Annotated in this window: 14 protein-coding genes; 10 read left to right on the plus strand and 4 right to left on the minus strand. The window is 53.4% G+C overall.

The annotated features are described in order from the left end of the window. Window positions 1–2 precede the first annotated feature (2 nt). Window positions 3–1175, minus strand: a complete 1173-nt coding sequence (locus GW590_RS23245) for an ROK family transcriptional regulator (RefSeq protein ID WP_169405463.1) — start codon at window positions 1173–1175, stop codon at window positions 3–5. A 263-nt stretch (window positions 1176–1438) separates the two neighbouring features. On the opposite strand from GW590_RS23245, the gene GW590_RS23250 reads away from it, so the two are divergent. The 8 genes from GW590_RS23250 (at window position 1439) to ydfG (ending at window position 10088) form a co-directional block, all read left to right on the plus strand. Continuing rightward, on the plus strand, window positions 1439–2689 hold the full coding sequence (locus GW590_RS23250; protein ID WP_169405504.1) for an extracellular solute-binding protein: 1251 nt from the start codon (window positions 1439–1441) through the stop codon (window positions 2687–2689). 9 nt (window positions 2690–2698) lie between these two features. Then, window positions 2699–3601 (plus strand): carbohydrate ABC transporter permease, encoded by a 903-nt coding sequence (locus GW590_RS23255; RefSeq protein WP_169405464.1) that lies wholly within the window; start codon window positions 2699–2701, stop codon window positions 3599–3601. After that, entirely contained in the window at window positions 3598–4437 is an 840-nt protein-coding gene (locus GW590_RS23260) for a carbohydrate ABC transporter permease (RefSeq protein ID WP_169405465.1), read from the plus strand. Before GW590_RS23255 ends, GW590_RS23260 begins: the two co-directional genes overlap by 4 nt. A 29-nt stretch (window positions 4438–4466) precedes the next feature. Continuing rightward, window positions 4467–5435, plus strand: coding sequence for a carbohydrate kinase family protein (locus GW590_RS23265; RefSeq protein WP_169405466.1), 969 nt, complete (start codon window positions 4467–4469; stop codon window positions 5433–5435). After that, on the plus strand, window positions 5436–6524 hold the full coding sequence (locus tag GW590_RS23270; protein WP_169405467.1) for an ABC transporter ATP-binding protein: 1089 nt from the start codon (window positions 5436–5438) through the stop codon (window positions 6522–6524). 189 nt (window positions 6525–6713) lie between these two features. Next, window positions 6714–8174 carry an MFS transporter gene (locus GW590_RS23275; protein ID WP_169405468.1) on the plus strand — a complete coding sequence of 487 codons (1461 nt, stop codon included), beginning with the start codon at window positions 6714–6716 and terminating at the stop codon, window positions 8172–8174. A gap of 18 nt (window positions 8175–8192) precedes the next feature. Further along, a complete protein-coding gene (locus GW590_RS23280) occupies window positions 8193–9248 on the plus strand; it encodes an aldo/keto reductase (RefSeq protein WP_169405469.1) in 1056 nt (351 codons plus the stop codon). Between the two features lie 90 nt (window positions 9249–9338). Beyond that, window positions 9339–10088, plus strand: coding sequence for a bifunctional NADP-dependent 3-hydroxy acid dehydrogenase/3-hydroxypropionate dehydrogenase YdfG (gene ydfG, locus GW590_RS23285; protein ID WP_169405470.1), 750 nt, complete (start codon window positions 9339–9341; stop codon window positions 10086–10088). Window positions 10089–10159: 71 nt separating this feature from the next. Here the strand turns inward: ydfG and GW590_RS23290 are convergent, their stop codons facing one another. Beyond that, window positions 10160–10483, minus strand: coding sequence for a YnfA family protein (locus GW590_RS23290; protein ID WP_169405471.1), 324 nt, complete (start codon window positions 10481–10483; stop codon window positions 10160–10162). 128 nt (window positions 10484–10611) lie between these two features. On the opposite strand from GW590_RS23290, the gene GW590_RS23295 reads away from it, so the two are divergent. Both GW590_RS23295 and GW590_RS23300 read left to right on the plus strand, forming a co-directional pair. Then, on the plus strand, window positions 10612–10980 hold the full coding sequence (locus GW590_RS23295) for a DUF1283 domain-containing protein (protein WP_169405472.1): 369 nt from the start codon (window positions 10612–10614) through the stop codon (window positions 10978–10980). A 70-nt stretch (window positions 10981–11050) separates the two neighbouring features. Next, window positions 11051–11350 carry a DUF1161 domain-containing protein gene (locus GW590_RS23300; RefSeq protein WP_169405473.1) on the plus strand — a complete coding sequence of 100 codons (300 nt, stop codon included), beginning with the start codon at window positions 11051–11053 and terminating at the stop codon, window positions 11348–11350. 75 nt (window positions 11351–11425) lie between these two features. Here GW590_RS23300 and GW590_RS23305 read toward each other — a convergent pair whose 3' ends face one another. Together GW590_RS23305 and GW590_RS23310 are read right to left on the minus strand one after the other, a co-directional pair. Further along, window positions 11426–12904 carry an MDR family MFS transporter gene (locus tag GW590_RS23305; protein ID WP_328803097.1) on the minus strand — a complete coding sequence of 493 codons (1479 nt, stop codon included), beginning with the start codon at window positions 12902–12904 and terminating at the stop codon, window positions 11426–11428. Between the two features lie 44 nt (window positions 12905–12948). Further along, complete coding sequence (locus GW590_RS23310) at window positions 12949–15492, minus strand: penicillin acylase family protein (RefSeq protein WP_235956022.1); 2544 nt, start codon at window positions 15490–15492, stop codon at window positions 12949–12951. Window positions 15493–15503 lie beyond the last annotated feature (11 nt).

Genomic DNA, 15503 nt, shown 5'->3' on the forward strand with positions numbered 1-15503 from the left:
GGTTATTTCAGTAGCACCTCATACTGCGGATTAAACTCATCAAAAATTGGCAGCGCGGCGGCACCCAGCGCCGGGGTATCAATTCCGGTCATCCCCATACGGACACGCATCGTATTGGGATAACGGCTGCGCACCGAGCGGTATAATGGCGTCAGTTTTTTAATCAGTTTTTCAACCAGCGGTTGCGGCATCATGCCGCCAATAATCACGGTTTGTGCATCAAAAACGCACTCCATGATATTGATTGCCTGGCAGGCTGGTTGAATCGCGCTGTCCAGCCATTGATCAAATAGTGCCTCGTCCACGTCGAGCAAATCTTCCGGCATGGCGGCATAGGGATCGAGACCGCAACCTTCGTAAGCCGCCTGCAGCGAGAGATAACGCTCCAGACAGCCATGATTGCCGCAATAACAGACGCGACCACCCGGTTGCACCACCATATGCCCTATTTCGCCCGCATTGTGTGCATGCCCGGTGTAAATTCGGCCATCGGTAAAAATTCCAGCGCCCAGGCCGGTACCGATATAGAGATAAACAAAAGAATTTAGTTGCTTGGCAACCCCGTGAAATCGCTCGCCAATGGCCGCCACCGTGGCGTCATTTTCCAGCCGAACCGGCCAACCGGTAGCCGCACTCAGACGGGCTTCGACATCAATATTATCCCAGCCATGCAAGGTCGTTGGTCCCAGGGAAGAGATCCCTTCGACGCCGAACGGACCCGGCATGACAATGCCAATCCCCAGCATCTTGTGCCAGTCGATTTTTATATCCTGGCGCATTTCTTGCAAGATTTGCAAAATCGCCTGCAGGGTTGGTTCTGGTTGTGGTTTTTGCACCAACAGCAGACGACGAAAGCGCACATTGCCGGTGAGATCAACCAACACCACCAACAGCGATTGATGGTCAAGGTGGATACCGATGGAATAGGCGCTGTCGGGGTTAAGGGTTAAGGGCGTGGCGGGTTGCCCTCTTCCACCCACGCGGCGCGGCAGGTGCGAGGAGAGAATCCCCGCCAGCTCCAGCTCGCTGGCAATATTGGAAACCGTTTGCGGTGTCAATGAAGTTAAACGGGCAAGCTCGGCGCGGGTTAACTCGCCGTTAAGACGAATCGCTTCAATAACCACGCGACGATTGTGAGCTCGAGCATGTTCGAGGTTAGTACCAGAAGTTGTCATCACTGCCTATGCACTATGGGAAGCCTGAAGTCAGTATGCTGCCAGCGATTAAGGCAATCAAATTGATTTTATTAATGCCAACGGCATCACAACGCGCAGTGTTAATAACATGTTAATTATGGAGTCGCAGTCTGTTGTCGTGACGAGAAGGTAAACGTCAGCCAGGAAGGCGTTGCAGTAAAGGGTTAAGATTTTGCCGACCATTAAAGCAATCAAATTGATTTAATAGCAAATCACTACCAAACATAAACCGGAGAGAGATGATGATCAAAAGATTACGCCCTGCCACCACCCTGTGCGTGCTGTCGGCCCTCGCCTTTGGCTATTCGGCCCATGCACTGGCAGAGACCACTCTGAGCGCGCTGTTTATGACCCAGGCCGCCTACAGCGAAAGCGATATCCGCGCCATGACCGCCGATTTCACCAAGGCCCATCCGGATATCAAGGTCAATCTGGAGTTTGTGCCCTACGAAGCTTTGCATGACAAGATCGTCGCCGCTCGCGGTGCCGGTGACAAAGGCTATGACGTGGTGCTGTTTGACGCCATTTGGCCCGCCGAGTTTACCAAGTTCGGTTTGCTGCAAGATGTTACCTCTCGCATCAGCAAAGAGCAGTCCGCGAAAATTTTTGACGGTGCTATTTCAACCGTGACTTATAAAGATAAGCGCTGGGGCATGCCGTGGATCCTCGATACCAAATATCTCTACTATAACAAAGCCATGCTGGCCAAGGCCGGGATCACCGCGCCGCCAACCACCTGGCAAGAGCTGGAAAAACAGGCAGAAATCCTCAAGCAGAAAGATATTGTCAAATATCCGCTGGTGTGGAGCTGGTCGCAATCCGAGGCGCTGATCTGCGATTACACCACCCTGGTTTCTGCCTTTAAAGGCGATTTCTATCAAAATGGCCAACTCAACTTCACCAATCCGGGCGCGATGAAGGCCATCAGCTATATGAAAGATACCCTGGATAAAGGTCTGACCAATCCCAACTCCCGCGAATATCTGGAAGAAGATGTGCGGAAATCCTTCTCCAACGGCGATGCCGCCTTTGCCCTTAACTGGACCTATATGTACAACATGGCCAACGATCCCAAGCAAAGTAAAGTGGCCGGTGATGTGGGTGTCGTCCCTGCCCCTGGTGAAGTGGCCGGTCAGGCGTCAGGCGTGAATGGTTCCATGGGACTTGGCATTGCCAAGGCCAGTACTCATGGCGATCAGGCCTGGGAATATATCTCCTATATGACCTCGCAGCCGGTGCAGAACAAATACGCCAAACTGAGCTTGCCGATCTGGAAGTCCTCTTACGACGATCCGGCGGTACAACAAGACCAGCAAGCGCTGATCGCGGCGGCGAAAACCTCACTCAATGTGATGCTGTCGCGTCCGGTCACCCCTGGCTACTCTCAGCTGTCGACCATTTTGCAGCAAAACCTGCAAAGCGTATTGCAAGGCAAGGTGGCAGCGCAGGATGCAATGGCAGAAGCCACCAAAAGTGCAGACCGTATACGCTAAGGAATGACTATGCTCAGTTTGCCACAACGTGAGCGTCGTCAGGCATGGGTGCTGTTGGCACCCATGCTGGTGATGATGTTTCTGCTGACCGCCTGGCCGCTGGCCCGCACGCTCTGGCTCAGTTTTACCGATGCCGGACTGATTGGTGACGGCTCCGCTCCGGCCTGGGTGGGCAGCGACAATTTTATCTATGCCTTAAGCGATGCGGATTTCCGCGCGGCGCTGTGGCGTACGCTCTATTTCACTTTTGTCTCGGTATTTATTGAAGGCGTGATTGGGGTACTGGTGGCATTGTTGCTCAATCAGCCCTTTTGGGGTCGCAGCGCATTGCGGGTCCTGGTGATCTTGCCCTGGGCACTGCCGACGATTGTTAATGCCACCATGTGGCGTCTTAACTTTAATCCCGATTATGGCAGTATCAACGCCCTGCTGACTCAGCTTGGGGTGATCGATCACTATCGCAGTTGGCTGGGTTCGCCGGACTCGGCGATCAATGCTGTAATGTTTGCCGATATCTGGAAAAACTACCCGCTGATCACCCTGTTGACACTGGCCGCCTTGCAAACCATTCCGGAAGATCTCTTTGAAGCTGCCCGCCTTGACGGTGCCTCGGCCTGGCGGCGCTTTCGGGTTATCACTTTCCCGGCCATTGCCGCACCGCTGGCGGTGGCGCTGATCCTGCGTACCATTGATGCCTTTAAGGTGTTTGACATTATTTATGTTATGACCCGTGGCGGTCCGCTCGACAGTACCAAAACCGTCAGTTTCTTTGTCTACCAGGAGTCCTTTAGCTATTTGCGTGCCGGCAGCGGTGCCGCCTACGCCATTTTAATGACCCTGATCTGCACGCTGCTGATCGCAATTTATATGCTGTTGCTGCTGCGCCAGCGCAAACAGGGAGCCAGTGAATGAAAAAGCAATCGCGTATTGTGCTGCGCTATCTCGCCGCGCTGGTATTGGCGGTAACCATCTTGGCGCCGATGCTGTGGCTGTTTTTAATGAGCGTCAGCAGTAGCAGCGATCTGGCCCGCGTACCGCTAAAATGGATCCCAGATCGTTGGGATTTCAGTCGTTACCTCAGTCTGTTAACCCTTGAAGCCGGGCAGCCCGGCGCGCTGTTTCTGCACGCACTGGGCAACAGTCTGCTGGTCGCCTGTGGCGCGACCCTGATCTCGCTGTTACTGGCGATCCCGGCAGCGTTTAGTTTTTCCCGCTACCCCGGGCGCGAGGGCTGGCTGTATGGCAGTCTGGCCATTTATATGGTGCCACCGGTTGCCTTTGTATTGCCGCTCTATTTTATCCTTGAACAAATCAGCCTGCTTAATACGCATCTCGGGCTGATCCTGGTCTATTGCTCAATGATCCTGCCGTTTCTCACCTGGATGTTGAAAAACCAGTTCGACGCCCTGCCGCTGGATATCGAACAAGCTGCGCGTCTGGACGGACTGCGCTACTGGCAGGTGTTGCTGCGCATCACCCTGCCGCTGGCCAAACCGGCGTTGGGTGCCTCGGCGATGTTTGGCTGGCTGCTGGCCTGGGATGAATTTTTCTATGCCTTGCTGTTTACCAACAATATCGATGCCCAGACGCTGCCGGTAACCATTGCCGGTTTTACCGCCGGACGGGCAACGGATGATGGCCTGATTGCCGCCGTGGGGATCCTCGCCGCCGTACCACCGTTATTTATTGCTTTATGGCTACAGAAAACCCTGGTCAGCGGCCTGACCAGCGGTGGTAGCAAAGGCTGATATCCCTCATGCAGAGAAATGAGAATTGTATGAATAAACCTGAAACTCAGGCCACGCTCTATGTCGTCGGTAATCTGAACGTTGATTTAATTATGAGTACGCTGCAGCAGTGGCCGCAGAAAGGGACCGAAGCCATGCTGGAAAGCAGCTCACTGCGCCCCGGCGGCTCGGCAGGTAACTGCGCGTTGGCGCTGGCCGCCCTTGGCACCCCGCATCGTCTGGTGGCCAATCAGGGAAAGGATCAGTTTACCCCCTGGCTGGCAGAACTGTTTGCCGCAAGCGCCGAACACTGGCCGCAATATGCCTGTGAGACCTCGCTGACCTTTGGCGTGACTCACCCCGACCATGAGCGAACTTTTTTCAGTAATCAGGGGCATATTGTGCGTCTGACCCGACAGGATGTGCTGCAACAATTACCCTTGACTGCCAGGCAAGACGACTGGGTCTTGCTGTGCGGCACCTTTTTATGTACGGCGTTATTTAGCGACTACCCGCTGTTACTGGCTGAACTGAAACAGCGCGGCTATCAGGTCGCCGTTGACAGTGGCTGGCCTCCGCAGGGTTGGAGCGACTCACTGCGTCAGCAGATTTACCCCTGGCTAAGGTATTGCGATGCGCTGCTGCTTAACGAAGTAGAAACCTGTGGGGTCGGCGATAGCGATAGTCTGCCCACCGCCGCTGCCCGACTGCTGGCCATGATGCCGGTCAATGCCCGCTGTGTGGTCAAATGTGGTGCTGACGGCGCGCACTGCTGGTCTGGCGAGCAGCACCTGCATCAGGCAGCCGAAACCCTGCAGGTTGTCGATACCATTGGCGCAGGCGACAGCTTTAACGCGGGCTATCTGTCGGCACTAATCTACGGACAGGACGCGGCCACCGCGCTGCAATGGGGCATTCGAGTCGCCAGCGCAGCCATCAGCAGCTCTCCGCGTCACTATGCGGACTGGCAAACACTGTTTGGCTGCGCGCAGCAGGCCGACAATCAGGAGACAAAATAAATGGCGAGTGTTGAACTGGTTCGCGTGGCCAAAAATTACGGCAAACATCAGGTATTGAAGCCCCTCGATCTGACCATCAGCGACGGCAGTTTCACTGTCCTGGTCGGCCCCTCCGGCTGTGGCAAGTCTACCTTGCTGCGCCTGCTGGCAGGGTTGGAGTCGGTTTCAGATGGCGATATCTTGCTGGATAAGCAGCAGATTAACGATCTCGATCCGGCCGATCGGGATATTGCCATGGTATTCCAAAGCTATGCGCTCTACCCCCATCTGACGGTGGAAGAAAATATGGCCTTTCATATGCAGGTCAAGCGAGTACCCAAAGCGCAGCAACAGGCCAAGGTATTGCAGGCGGCGAAAGTGCTGGCCATTGATCATCTGCTAAAACGCCTGCCGAAAGATCTCTCCGGTGGACAGCGCCAGCGCGTCGCCATGGGTCGGGCGTTAGTGCGCAGTCCAAAGGTGTTCCTGTTTGATGAGCCATTGTCCAATCTCGATGCCCAGTTGCGTATGGAACTGCGGGCGGAGATTAAATCGGTACATCAACAGTTTCGTACCACAACCGTCTATGTCACTCATGATCAAATCGAGGCCATGACGCTGGCGGACCGTATTGTGGTGATGAAAGACGGTTATATCGTGCAACAAGGGGAACCGCTGGAGATTTACGATCGGCCGGTGAATACCTTTGTTGCCCGCTTTATCGGCTCGCCACCAATGAATCTGTTTGACGGCACCTTTGGCGAACAGGATGGCGAAATTGGTGTGCAATGCGGGGATCTGTGGTTTGCCCTGCCTAAAAAATGGCAGCAGAGCGCACAACAGGCGCAGGGCAAGGCGGTCACCTTGGGCTTGCGTCCGCACGATATTTATCTGCACGAGCATAGCAAGCAACCCCCGGCCAGGCTGCGTCTGCTGGAGGTTACCGGTGAAAGCAGCCTGATGCATATCGACTGGTGTGGTTTTCCTTTGCATGTGCAGTGCGCCGGTCGGGCGCGAGTTCAACTGGAGACGCCTCTATTGTTGGCAGCACGCAGTGAAGGGATCCATCTTTTTGACGCGGCAAGCGGGGAACGTTTGCAAGAAAGTTAAGCTCACCGCCTGTGCCAGGATCACACATTCTGTCACAGGCTGGTGGTTGACCCCTCTCCCCGATGCGCTATGCTCAAAAGCTGACTTCACTTGCCGGGTAATGCCTCTGCCCGGCAAGTTTTGGCTTCTATTCAGGGAGTTATTAATAGTGATTTGCCGAGTTTCCCTTTCTGTTGCGACAGCCTGCCCATGAAAACACTTAGCCTGCCAGCGGGTTCTGCGCTGCCTTTATTGGTGGCTGGCGCATTTTTTATGGAGAACCTGGATGCTACGGTAATTGTCACCGCCTTGCCCGCTATGGCACGAGCCTTTGGTGAGCATCCGGTTGATTTGAATATTGGTGTTTCGGCCTATATTTTAACGTTGACGGTGTTTATTCCGGCCAGCGGCTGGATTGCAAATCGTTTTGGCACCCGTCAGGTTTTTTCGCTGGCGATTATTCTATTCACCCTGGCTTCAGTGCTCTGTTCCATGTGTGGCAATTTACCGACTTTCACTGCCGCACGTATGTTGCAAGGTTTTGCCGGCGCGCTGATGGTGCCGGTTGGTCGGCTGGTGGTGCTGCGTAATACCGCCAAGTCGGATCTGATCCGTGCTATCGCTACCATTACCTGGCCGGGACTGGTAGCACCGATCCTTGGGCCACCATTAGGCGGTTTTATTACTACCTATGCCTCCTGGCATTGGATTTTTATCCTCAATGTTCCTCTCGGTATTATCGCCCTGCTGTTTAGCCTTAAGCTGATCCCCGCCGAGTCAGGAGAAAAAGGGGTGCCTTTCGATCTGTTGGGCTTTTTGCTGACCGGCGCGACCTGTTTTGGGCTGATATTTGGTCTGGATCTGTTTAATAAAGGCAGCGCGACGCTATGGTTACCGTTGAGCTGGGTAGTTACCAGTCTGCTGCTTGGCGGTCTGGCCATCAGGCACTCGAAGCATTCGGCGCATCCGCTGTTGCCGACGGTAGCCATGAAAATAAAAAGTTACGCTGTCACAGTTATTGGCGGTTCTTTATTCCGCATAGCCATTGGTGCCCTGCCTTTTATGTTGCCGCTGCTGTTTCAGTTAGGCTACGGTATGAGCGCCTTTGATGCCGGTTTGCTGGTATTGGCGGTCTTTGCCGGTAACCTGGCAATGAAACCTTTTACCTCGGCAATTTTATTTCGCTTTCCGTTCAGAACTACGCTGCTGGTCAACGGTTTTTTAAATGCGCTGACGATTGTCGCCTGCGCCTTTCTTACGCCTGCGGTACCGACAGCGCTGACGCTGATTTTATTGTTTATTAGCGGCATGACCCGCTCAATGCAGTTTACTGCGCTTAATACCCTGGCCTTTTCTCAGGTGCCGGGCACGCAAATGAGCGGTGCCAATACCTTGTTTAATACTGCCCAGCAGCTATCCTCCGGTTTGGGGATTGCCATCGGAGCGTTGACATTGCGCATTGCTGAACACTTTGCCCCGGCAAACTCTGGCATCTCGCTGGGAAGTTTCAGGCTGGCTTTTATTCTTATCGCCATAATTGCTCTGCTGGGGATGCTGGATAGTCTCTCGCTGGGAGCCAGCGATGGGGATGAAATCCGGCGCAAAAGAAAAAAAAGTGCGGCCACGCACTCAGAATCTGATAGAACACCCGAAAAATCCACGCAACATTAACAGGTAAGGAGACAGAAGATGGAATATCGTCAACTTGGCCGTTCAGGACTCAAGGTCTCGGCCCTCAGTCTGGGAACCATGACCTTTGGTGGTCAAGGTAAATTTGCCAAAACCGGGCAAACCGATGTCGCCAACGCGCGTCGGCAAATTGCCCTCTGTCGCGAAGCAGGTATCAATTTATTTGATACTGCCGATGTCTATTCCGGCGGCTTATCCGAGGAGATCCTCGGTGAAGCCCTTGGCAAGCAGCGCAATGACGTGCTGATTGCCAGCAAAGCGCGCTTTCCGATGGGGGATGGTCCAAACAATCGCGGCTCGTCACGTCATCATATTTTACGTGCCTGCGAAGCCAGCCTGAAACGACTGAATAGCGATCATATCGATCTCTACCAATTGCATCAGTGGGATGGTCAGACACCGCTGGAGGAAACCCTGCGCGCGCTGGAAGATTTAGTTACCAGCGGCAAGGTTCGCTATGTCGGACTCTCTAATTTTTCGGCCTGGCATGTAATGAAAACTCTTGGCGTCAGCGAAAGCAACCACTGGGTCCGTCCGGTCAGTCAACAGATCCACTATACGCTGCAGGCCCGTGAGGCAGAGTACGAACTGCTGCCGGTAAGCCACGATCAGGGGCTGGGCGTGCTGGTTTGGAGTCCGCTGGCCGGTGGATTGTTATCCGGAAAATATCGACGTAATCAGCCACAGCCGCAAGGCACCCGCCATCTTGCCGACTGGGGAGAACCACCGGTGCGGGACGAAACCGCGCTCTATGATATTGTCGATGTGCTGGTGGAAATAGCCGATGCTCGCGGCGTGTCGGCAGCGCAGATTGCGCTGGCATGGTTGCTGTCGAAACCGCTGGTAAGCTCAGTGATCGTCGGTGCTCGCAGTGAGGCACAGCTGCAGGATAATCTGCAAGCTGCCCAGCTCACTCTTGCCAGTGATGAACTCGAAAGGCTGGATAAAGTCAGTCAGTTGCCACTACTCTACCCATACTGGCACCAGGCACAAACTGCATCCGACCGTTTGTCGGCTGCGGATTTATCACTGATTGCGCCTTATTTGAAAAAATAAAGCGGCAGCCGGCAACGCGATGCCCTAACCCTAACCTGATGTTGTAAACTTTACCCTGCCAGCAGGGCTTATTATTAAAGGAATGCAGAGATGATTATTTTTGTTACCGGCGCGACAGCCGGATTTGGTGCCGCAATTGCGCGTAAATTTGTTAATGCCGGTCATCAGGTGATTGCTACGGGACGACGTATAGAACGTCTGCAAGCGTTAAAAACCGAGCTGGGTGACGCATTACACATCGTGCAACTGGATGTGACCGAGCGTGCATCTGTCGAGCAGGCTATTGCCTCATTGCCGGCTAATCTGCAAAAAATTGATGTGCTGGTCAATAATGCCGGTCTGGCATTGGGAATGGAGACCGCCGATAAAGCCTCTCTTGATGACTGGGAAACGATGATCGATACCAATACCAAAGGCCTGGTCTATATGACACGCGCACTGTTGCCGGGAATGGTTGCCCGCAATGTTGGTCATGTGATCAATATCGGCTCCACCGCCGGCAACTGGCCGTACGCTGGCGGCAATGTGTATGGCGCGACCAAAGCCTTTGTACGTCAGTTCAGCCTTAATCTGCGCACCGATCTGTTTGGTACCAAGGTGCGGGTGACCAATATCGAACCGGGCCTGTGCGGTGGTACCGAGTTTTCCAGCGTACGCTTTAAAGGTGACGAAGAGAAAGTGGGTCAGACTTATGACAAAACCGACCCATTGACCGCCGAAGACATTGCCGAATCGGTGTTTTGGGTTGCCACACTGCCTGCCCATGTCAATATCAACACCCTGGAGATGATGCCAGTCAATCAATCTCTTGCCGGTCTGCGCGTGCATCGCGACGCATAATTCTCTGCTGACTTTCTCAGGCACTGCCCCCCGCAGTGCCTTTTTATTTTAGGGGGTACCGCCAGCAATGATTAAGATTTCCAGCCGGAAATAATAATCAACATGCCCAGCAATGCAATAGCCGCCCCCAACCAGTCGGTGGTGGCCAGTTTTACGCCATCGACATAACGTAGCCACAGCAGTGCCGTCATTACATAAACTCCGCCATAGGCGGCATAAACTCTGCCGCTGGCAGCCGGATGCAGGGTTAATAACCAGACAAATAGCGCCAGGCTGGCCGCAGCCGGAAGCAATAACCCAATACTCGCGCCTTTGCGTAACCACAGGTAGGGCAAAAAACAGCCCATAATTTCTGCCAATGCGGTGGCAAAAAAAAGCAGCGTGGTTTTAAGCATCTTTCTCTCTCATGTCTATAGTTCAATGATTAATCAACCGGCCAAACGCGAGCAGATGACGTTGTTGGCCAGGATGTTATAATTCCGCTAATCGCGCGCGCGATTTGTAAACTTATAAGGATGAACCAATGAATACAACAGTTACCTCTCGACTGCTACGTCGCATGCTACCCGTCGCTTTTCTGGTCCTTGCCGGAAGCTGGCAGGTTGCAGCCCATGCCGAAACGAACTGTGCCGGTGGCACCTGCGTATTTGGCGGGTCAAGCAACAATGCTGCTTCTAACGAAGATGCCCGCCAAAGCAAAGAGCAATGGAATGCCACTCGCACCCTGCGTGAACAGAAAATCAATCGTCAAATCAAAGACAATGCCAAGTACGATCGTACCCTCGAACTCCATGACAGATGTAATGCCAGTCCAAACGTTAATGCCTATTGGGAAGCAAAAACCGAGCGCTGTCTTGACCGCAGAACCGGTCGTGAAATGCTGGCACCTTAATAACCGCCCTGCCGGGATGGTATTTAGCTGCTAAACTTGGCGTTCAAGCTTTTCAAAAAAGGACGAAATCATGAACAAGACTCTGCTGGTCGGCTTGGCTGTTTTAACGCTGTCACCCTTGGCGGCCATCGCCTCCTGCGACAGCGTTAAAGCGGATATTACCAAGAAAATTGTGGCTAACGGCGTGCCTGAATCCGGTTTTAAATTGGATATCGTGGCCAACGATCAGGCTGATAAAGCTGGCGGTCAGGTGGTCGGTCATTGCGATAATGACACGCAAAAAATTGTCTACAGCAAATTAGCAGATGGCTCTGACGAGACGTCAGCCAGTCCTAAAACTGGCAGCAGCCAGGATGCCACAGCGCAATAAGCGGTCGTTGTCTTATATTTGAAAAGGCGTAAACCTTGCGGTTTGCGCCTTTTTCTTTGCCCCCACCCGCACCAGTTATTTACCGGCGATAGGCCGATGCCCTGCCGGAATAAGCCAGGCCGCGCCAAAGGTTAAAAAAGAGACCCCGGCGGCAAGAATAAACACCCAGTGCAACGAAAGTGATACCTGTTCGACCAGCGTTGTTAGCTGTACGGCTGATAACTGCTGTCGCTGTGACTTCTCCATCAGCATTTGTACCGGATCGCCAAAAGTCGGCAAACGGTGGTGCAAATTGGCATTAAGCATAGCGCCAAGCATCGCCGTTCCCAGGGCAGAGCCCAGCATACGGGTAAACAAGGTGGAGGCGGTGGCAATCCCGCGAACTGAGGTAGCCACCGAGTTCTGTACCGACACCAAAAAGGTGGTATTGCACAGTCCCATGCCGGCCCCAATCATAAAGGCTGCGATTCTAGCCCACCACAACCCAGAATTCGGTGTCAGCAACAAAAGCGTCAAACTGCCCAGGACCAATAATACTGCCCCTGACAGCAGGGTAAAACGGTAGGAGAACGCCTGCATCAAATTGCCACTTAGCGTACTTGCCAAAGGCCAGCCCAGCGACATTAATGCCAGCGTGGTCCCCGCCTGCAATGGGGTCCCCCCCATCACTCCCTGTACATAGGTGGGCAAGAAGGCGCTAATGCCCATCATGGTCGCGCCGATCACCAGGCCGCCGATATTACCGGCTACCACGACCTTATTTTGCCATAGTGTCAAAGGAAACAGCGGTTCAAGGGCTTTACGCTCCTGGCGAACCAATAACAGGGTGGCGACCACTGACAGCAGGATCAGCAGCACAGAGTAGTAACCCAGTGACTCCGCCTGTAGCAAAGCCAGCAACAGCGCAGCAACCGCTAATGACAGCAGCGCTGTACTGATCAAATCGAGCGAGTGGGACTTTCTGCGCTCATCGACGGGTAAATAGCGAGCCAATATGCACATGGCGATAATGCCAATCGGTACGTTAATCCAGAACACAATGTTCCAGTGAAAATGCTGAACAATAAAAGCACCCAGCAGTGGCCCAACGATAGCGGAAATTCCCCAGACACTGGCCAGGTAGCCCTGGGCTTTTCCTCGCTCATGCGGACCATAGATATTGGCGATCAGCGTGGTCGCAACGGGAGTTATTGCCCCGGCCCCCAAACCCTGTAATGCGCGGAAAGCGATCATCCATATTAGTGAGGGGGCAAAACCACAGAGCACTGACCCGCCTAAAAACAGCAGTGTGCCAATGAAAAACATGTGACGACAGCCATAGAGATCGGCGAGACGGCCATAAATAGGCACAGTGATGGCCTGGGTCAGCAGATAGATGGCAAAGACCCAGCCCAGCAGACTGAAACCACCGAGATCGGCGATAATCGTTGGCATTGCGGTGGCGACAATAGTCACTTCAACGGCCGCCATAAACATTGATAGCATGCAGGCAATCAGTATCAACGGACGATGACGATTGTCGACCGGCGTATCGGGTAAGGTATTGCTGGCGATAACTCTTCTCCTTGACGATAACGTAATGATTTGGCGGGGCAGATTTAACGTTCCACACTGAGTTGTTGTTGTGAACGGCTATGTGCTTGCACATTGATTCTATCTAACCACAACGCCTTATAGCTGAAATTCTGATAAAGGCCTAGTTGATCCTGATAATGTACCGATCGAACACCGTCGGGAGCAATAAACCCACTCTGCCCGGGAGCAACGACATCAAAGGCCCGGATTTTGCCGGGTGCCAGTGACGGCGATAACACAATGAGTGTATTGGCCGTCCCACGATTTTGATATTCTGCCTGGTGTAGCGCTTCCTTACTCCCTGCCTGAGGGATACCTAAAAAATTATTGGCTCTAAAGGTGAGATGCATGGCCGGGGATTTCCAGTCAACCACCGATGTGCCGTAACGCTCGGTCAACTGCTGATACGCCTGCTGTAGTGCCGCCCTAACCACCGCCTCTGGCGGTTGCCCCTGGAACAGATCGATCTCTTGTACCGGTGCCGAAGGCGGACCTTGCAGCGCTTCGTACAAAATTTTGCTGCCCGTGCTGATATTAAGCGAACCTGTTGGCCCATCCTGCGTAGTTTTATACCCGCTGGCGCGATACCAAAGATCAAAAGGTGCGGGCACCACGGCACCCAGAGTGCGGTCAAGCATACTCGTCAGCCAGGCATCCATAATGGCTGAACCGGGCTGGGTATAGCTGCGACCATCAGCACTTAGCTGGTTTTTCCCGTTCCAGTTTTTCAGTATTTGTGCCAACTGACGGCGTGGATCCGTTACGGGCAGTCCCTGCGTAGCCTGCACAATAAAAGGCAAAAATAAGCGCACGTTGAGATCGCTGCGGCTGGTTTCCTGCAAAATTTGCCAGGCATCGTGGCGATCGAGTGTCGGTCTGGCCGCAATACGTCGATCGATCTCATCAACCCGGTCAGCGCGACCCCACAGAAATGCAAACAGGTCGGTGGCCGGATAGCCCTGCTGTGGTGAGTTATTCCAGTTAACAATATAGTTTGAGGGTGGATTATAGATCTGCGGATTGCTTTTAAAAGGCAAGATGCCCTGCCAGTCCCACTCGCCGCTGCCCGGCACCGGCAGTCGTGGATCATGCCCTGCCCGCCGCCGCGGATAAGCGCCGGTATGCGCATAGCCAATATTTCCCTGCACATCGGCATAATACCAATTGATGGTTAATGCCTGGCGTGCAGCTTGCTGCTGCCATTGCCGCCAATTACTCGCCTGCATCTGGAAAACCCAGGCCATCAGCGAGGCGACTTCCTGCCCCTCCCAGGCCCGCGCCTTGCTATATGCGATATGCGTCGCGGGATCGTACCTGATCACATTCCCATGCAATGTGCGGTAGACCTTTAGCTGCTGTGGCAAGCTATCCTTAATATCAATGGTGTCAGTGCGACTAAGCATTTTTAGCCATCGGCCATTGTGGCGATAATAATCTGGCCGCTGCGGATCAACGGTTTCAGCAAAAATATCTACGTTGTCGCCAAATCCTGCGGTGGCACCCCAGGCAATTTTGTCATTGTGCCCGAATAAAATAGCGGGATAAGCAAAAGGCGTATTACCGACGACATTAAAGCCGGCACCATGCAGGCCAATGCCATAGGTATAAGCCGGATTAAACCAGCCAAATTGCGGACCATTTAGCAACAGAGCCTGAGCATCGCGGGCCTTTTTTTTACCGATTAGCCAGATATTACTGGTAGTCGGGAAACCCGCCAGGCCATTGCTTCCGCTATGCAAATACTGTCTGGCGATCTCCTGTCGGTTAGCATCGGCAGTCAATGCCAGCAACCGGCCATCATCTCCTCTGGCAAGACGTTCCAGCATTGGCGGCGGTGAATCAAAGCGTGGCAGACGATACACCATCGGCGCTAGCTTGCCCTTTGGCGCAACAGAATAAGCCCCGTCGGACTGGGCGATGGTGGTCCGGGCATCAGGGTGCACCCACCATTTGAGCTGATTAAACAGGCCCATCGCACGTTTTTCGCCATAACGGTCGCCAAGTGCCGTTAACAGCGCCAGATTATCAATTTCACTGTTGGCGTCAGAGAAACGATTGGCCATGGTGCCCACAAACACCATGGCGACATCAAAGGCACTCCAGGCTTGCGGCGTAAAACCCAGGTCATTAAACTGCCTGGGCATCAAATCGCGGGGATGGCGGGCAATATGCTTAATCTGGGCATTGATGCCGTCGGCATACCCCTGGAGAATATCTTTTTCTGCTGACGACAAGGCACTGATTTGTTGATGGATCGACGCTGGCCAGTAGTTGCGCCGCACCTCTTGATCGTAAACGACAAATTTCTTTCCCAGCACCTGCGAAACGGTCCCCTGCGTGCTGCGTTTGGCCATTTCCATCTGAAACAGGCGGTCCTCGGCAAGTGCATAGCCATAACCATAAAATAAACGATATGTATCACTGGCATAGATATGGGGTACACCGTACTCGTCGCGTTTGATTACAACCATTGCTCTTTTAGGTTCAGCCTGCGCGCAAATGCAGCAAGCCAAACCGGTCGCCACTAAAATAGCCTGAAATATTTTCCATAACCTTTTTATAATCATTTGATCCTCCC

It is taken from the genome of Rouxiella aceris (assembly GCF_012933545.1).
Taxonomy (GTDB): Bacteria; Pseudomonadota; Gammaproteobacteria; order Enterobacterales; family Enterobacteriaceae; genus Rouxiella; species Rouxiella aceris.

Bases quoted from the DNA above. Each gene is read 5' to 3' on its own strand.
- GW590_RS23245 (WP_169405463.1), bottom strand. From the start codon at position 1,175: ATGACAACTTCTGGTACTAACCTCGAACATGCTCGAGCTCACAATCGT.
- GW590_RS23250 (WP_169405504.1), top strand. From the start codon at position 1,439: ATGATCAAAAGATTACGCCCTGCCACCACCCTGTGCGTGCTGTCGGCC.
- GW590_RS23255 (WP_169405464.1), top strand. From the start codon at position 2,699: ATGCTCAGTTTGCCACAACGTGAGCGTCGTCAGGCATGGGTGCTGTTG.
- GW590_RS23260 (WP_169405465.1), top strand. From the start codon at position 3,598: ATGAAAAAGCAATCGCGTATTGTGCTGCGCTATCTCGCCGCGCTGGTA.
- GW590_RS23265 (WP_169405466.1), top strand. From the start codon at position 4,467: ATGAATAAACCTGAAACTCAGGCCACGCTCTATGTCGTCGGTAATCTG.
- GW590_RS23270 (WP_169405467.1), top strand. From the start codon at position 5,436: ATGGCGAGTGTTGAACTGGTTCGCGTGGCCAAAAATTACGGCAAACAT.
- GW590_RS23275 (WP_169405468.1), top strand. From the start codon at position 6,714: ATGAAAACACTTAGCCTGCCAGCGGGTTCTGCGCTGCCTTTATTGGTG.
- GW590_RS23280 (WP_169405469.1), top strand. From the start codon at position 8,193: ATGGAATATCGTCAACTTGGCCGTTCAGGACTCAAGGTCTCGGCCCTC.
- ydfG (WP_169405470.1), top strand. From the start codon at position 9,339: ATGATTATTTTTGTTACCGGCGCGACAGCCGGATTTGGTGCCGCAATT.
- GW590_RS23290 (WP_169405471.1), bottom strand. From the start codon at position 10,483: ATGCTTAAAACCACGCTGCTTTTTTTTGCCACCGCATTGGCAGAAATT.
- GW590_RS23295 (WP_169405472.1), top strand. From the start codon at position 10,612: ATGAATACAACAGTTACCTCTCGACTGCTACGTCGCATGCTACCCGTC.
- GW590_RS23300 (WP_169405473.1), top strand. From the start codon at position 11,051: ATGAACAAGACTCTGCTGGTCGGCTTGGCTGTTTTAACGCTGTCACCC.
- GW590_RS23310 (WP_235956022.1), bottom strand. From the start codon at position 15,492: ATGATTATAAAAAGGTTATGGAAAATATTTCAGGCTATTTTAGTGGCG.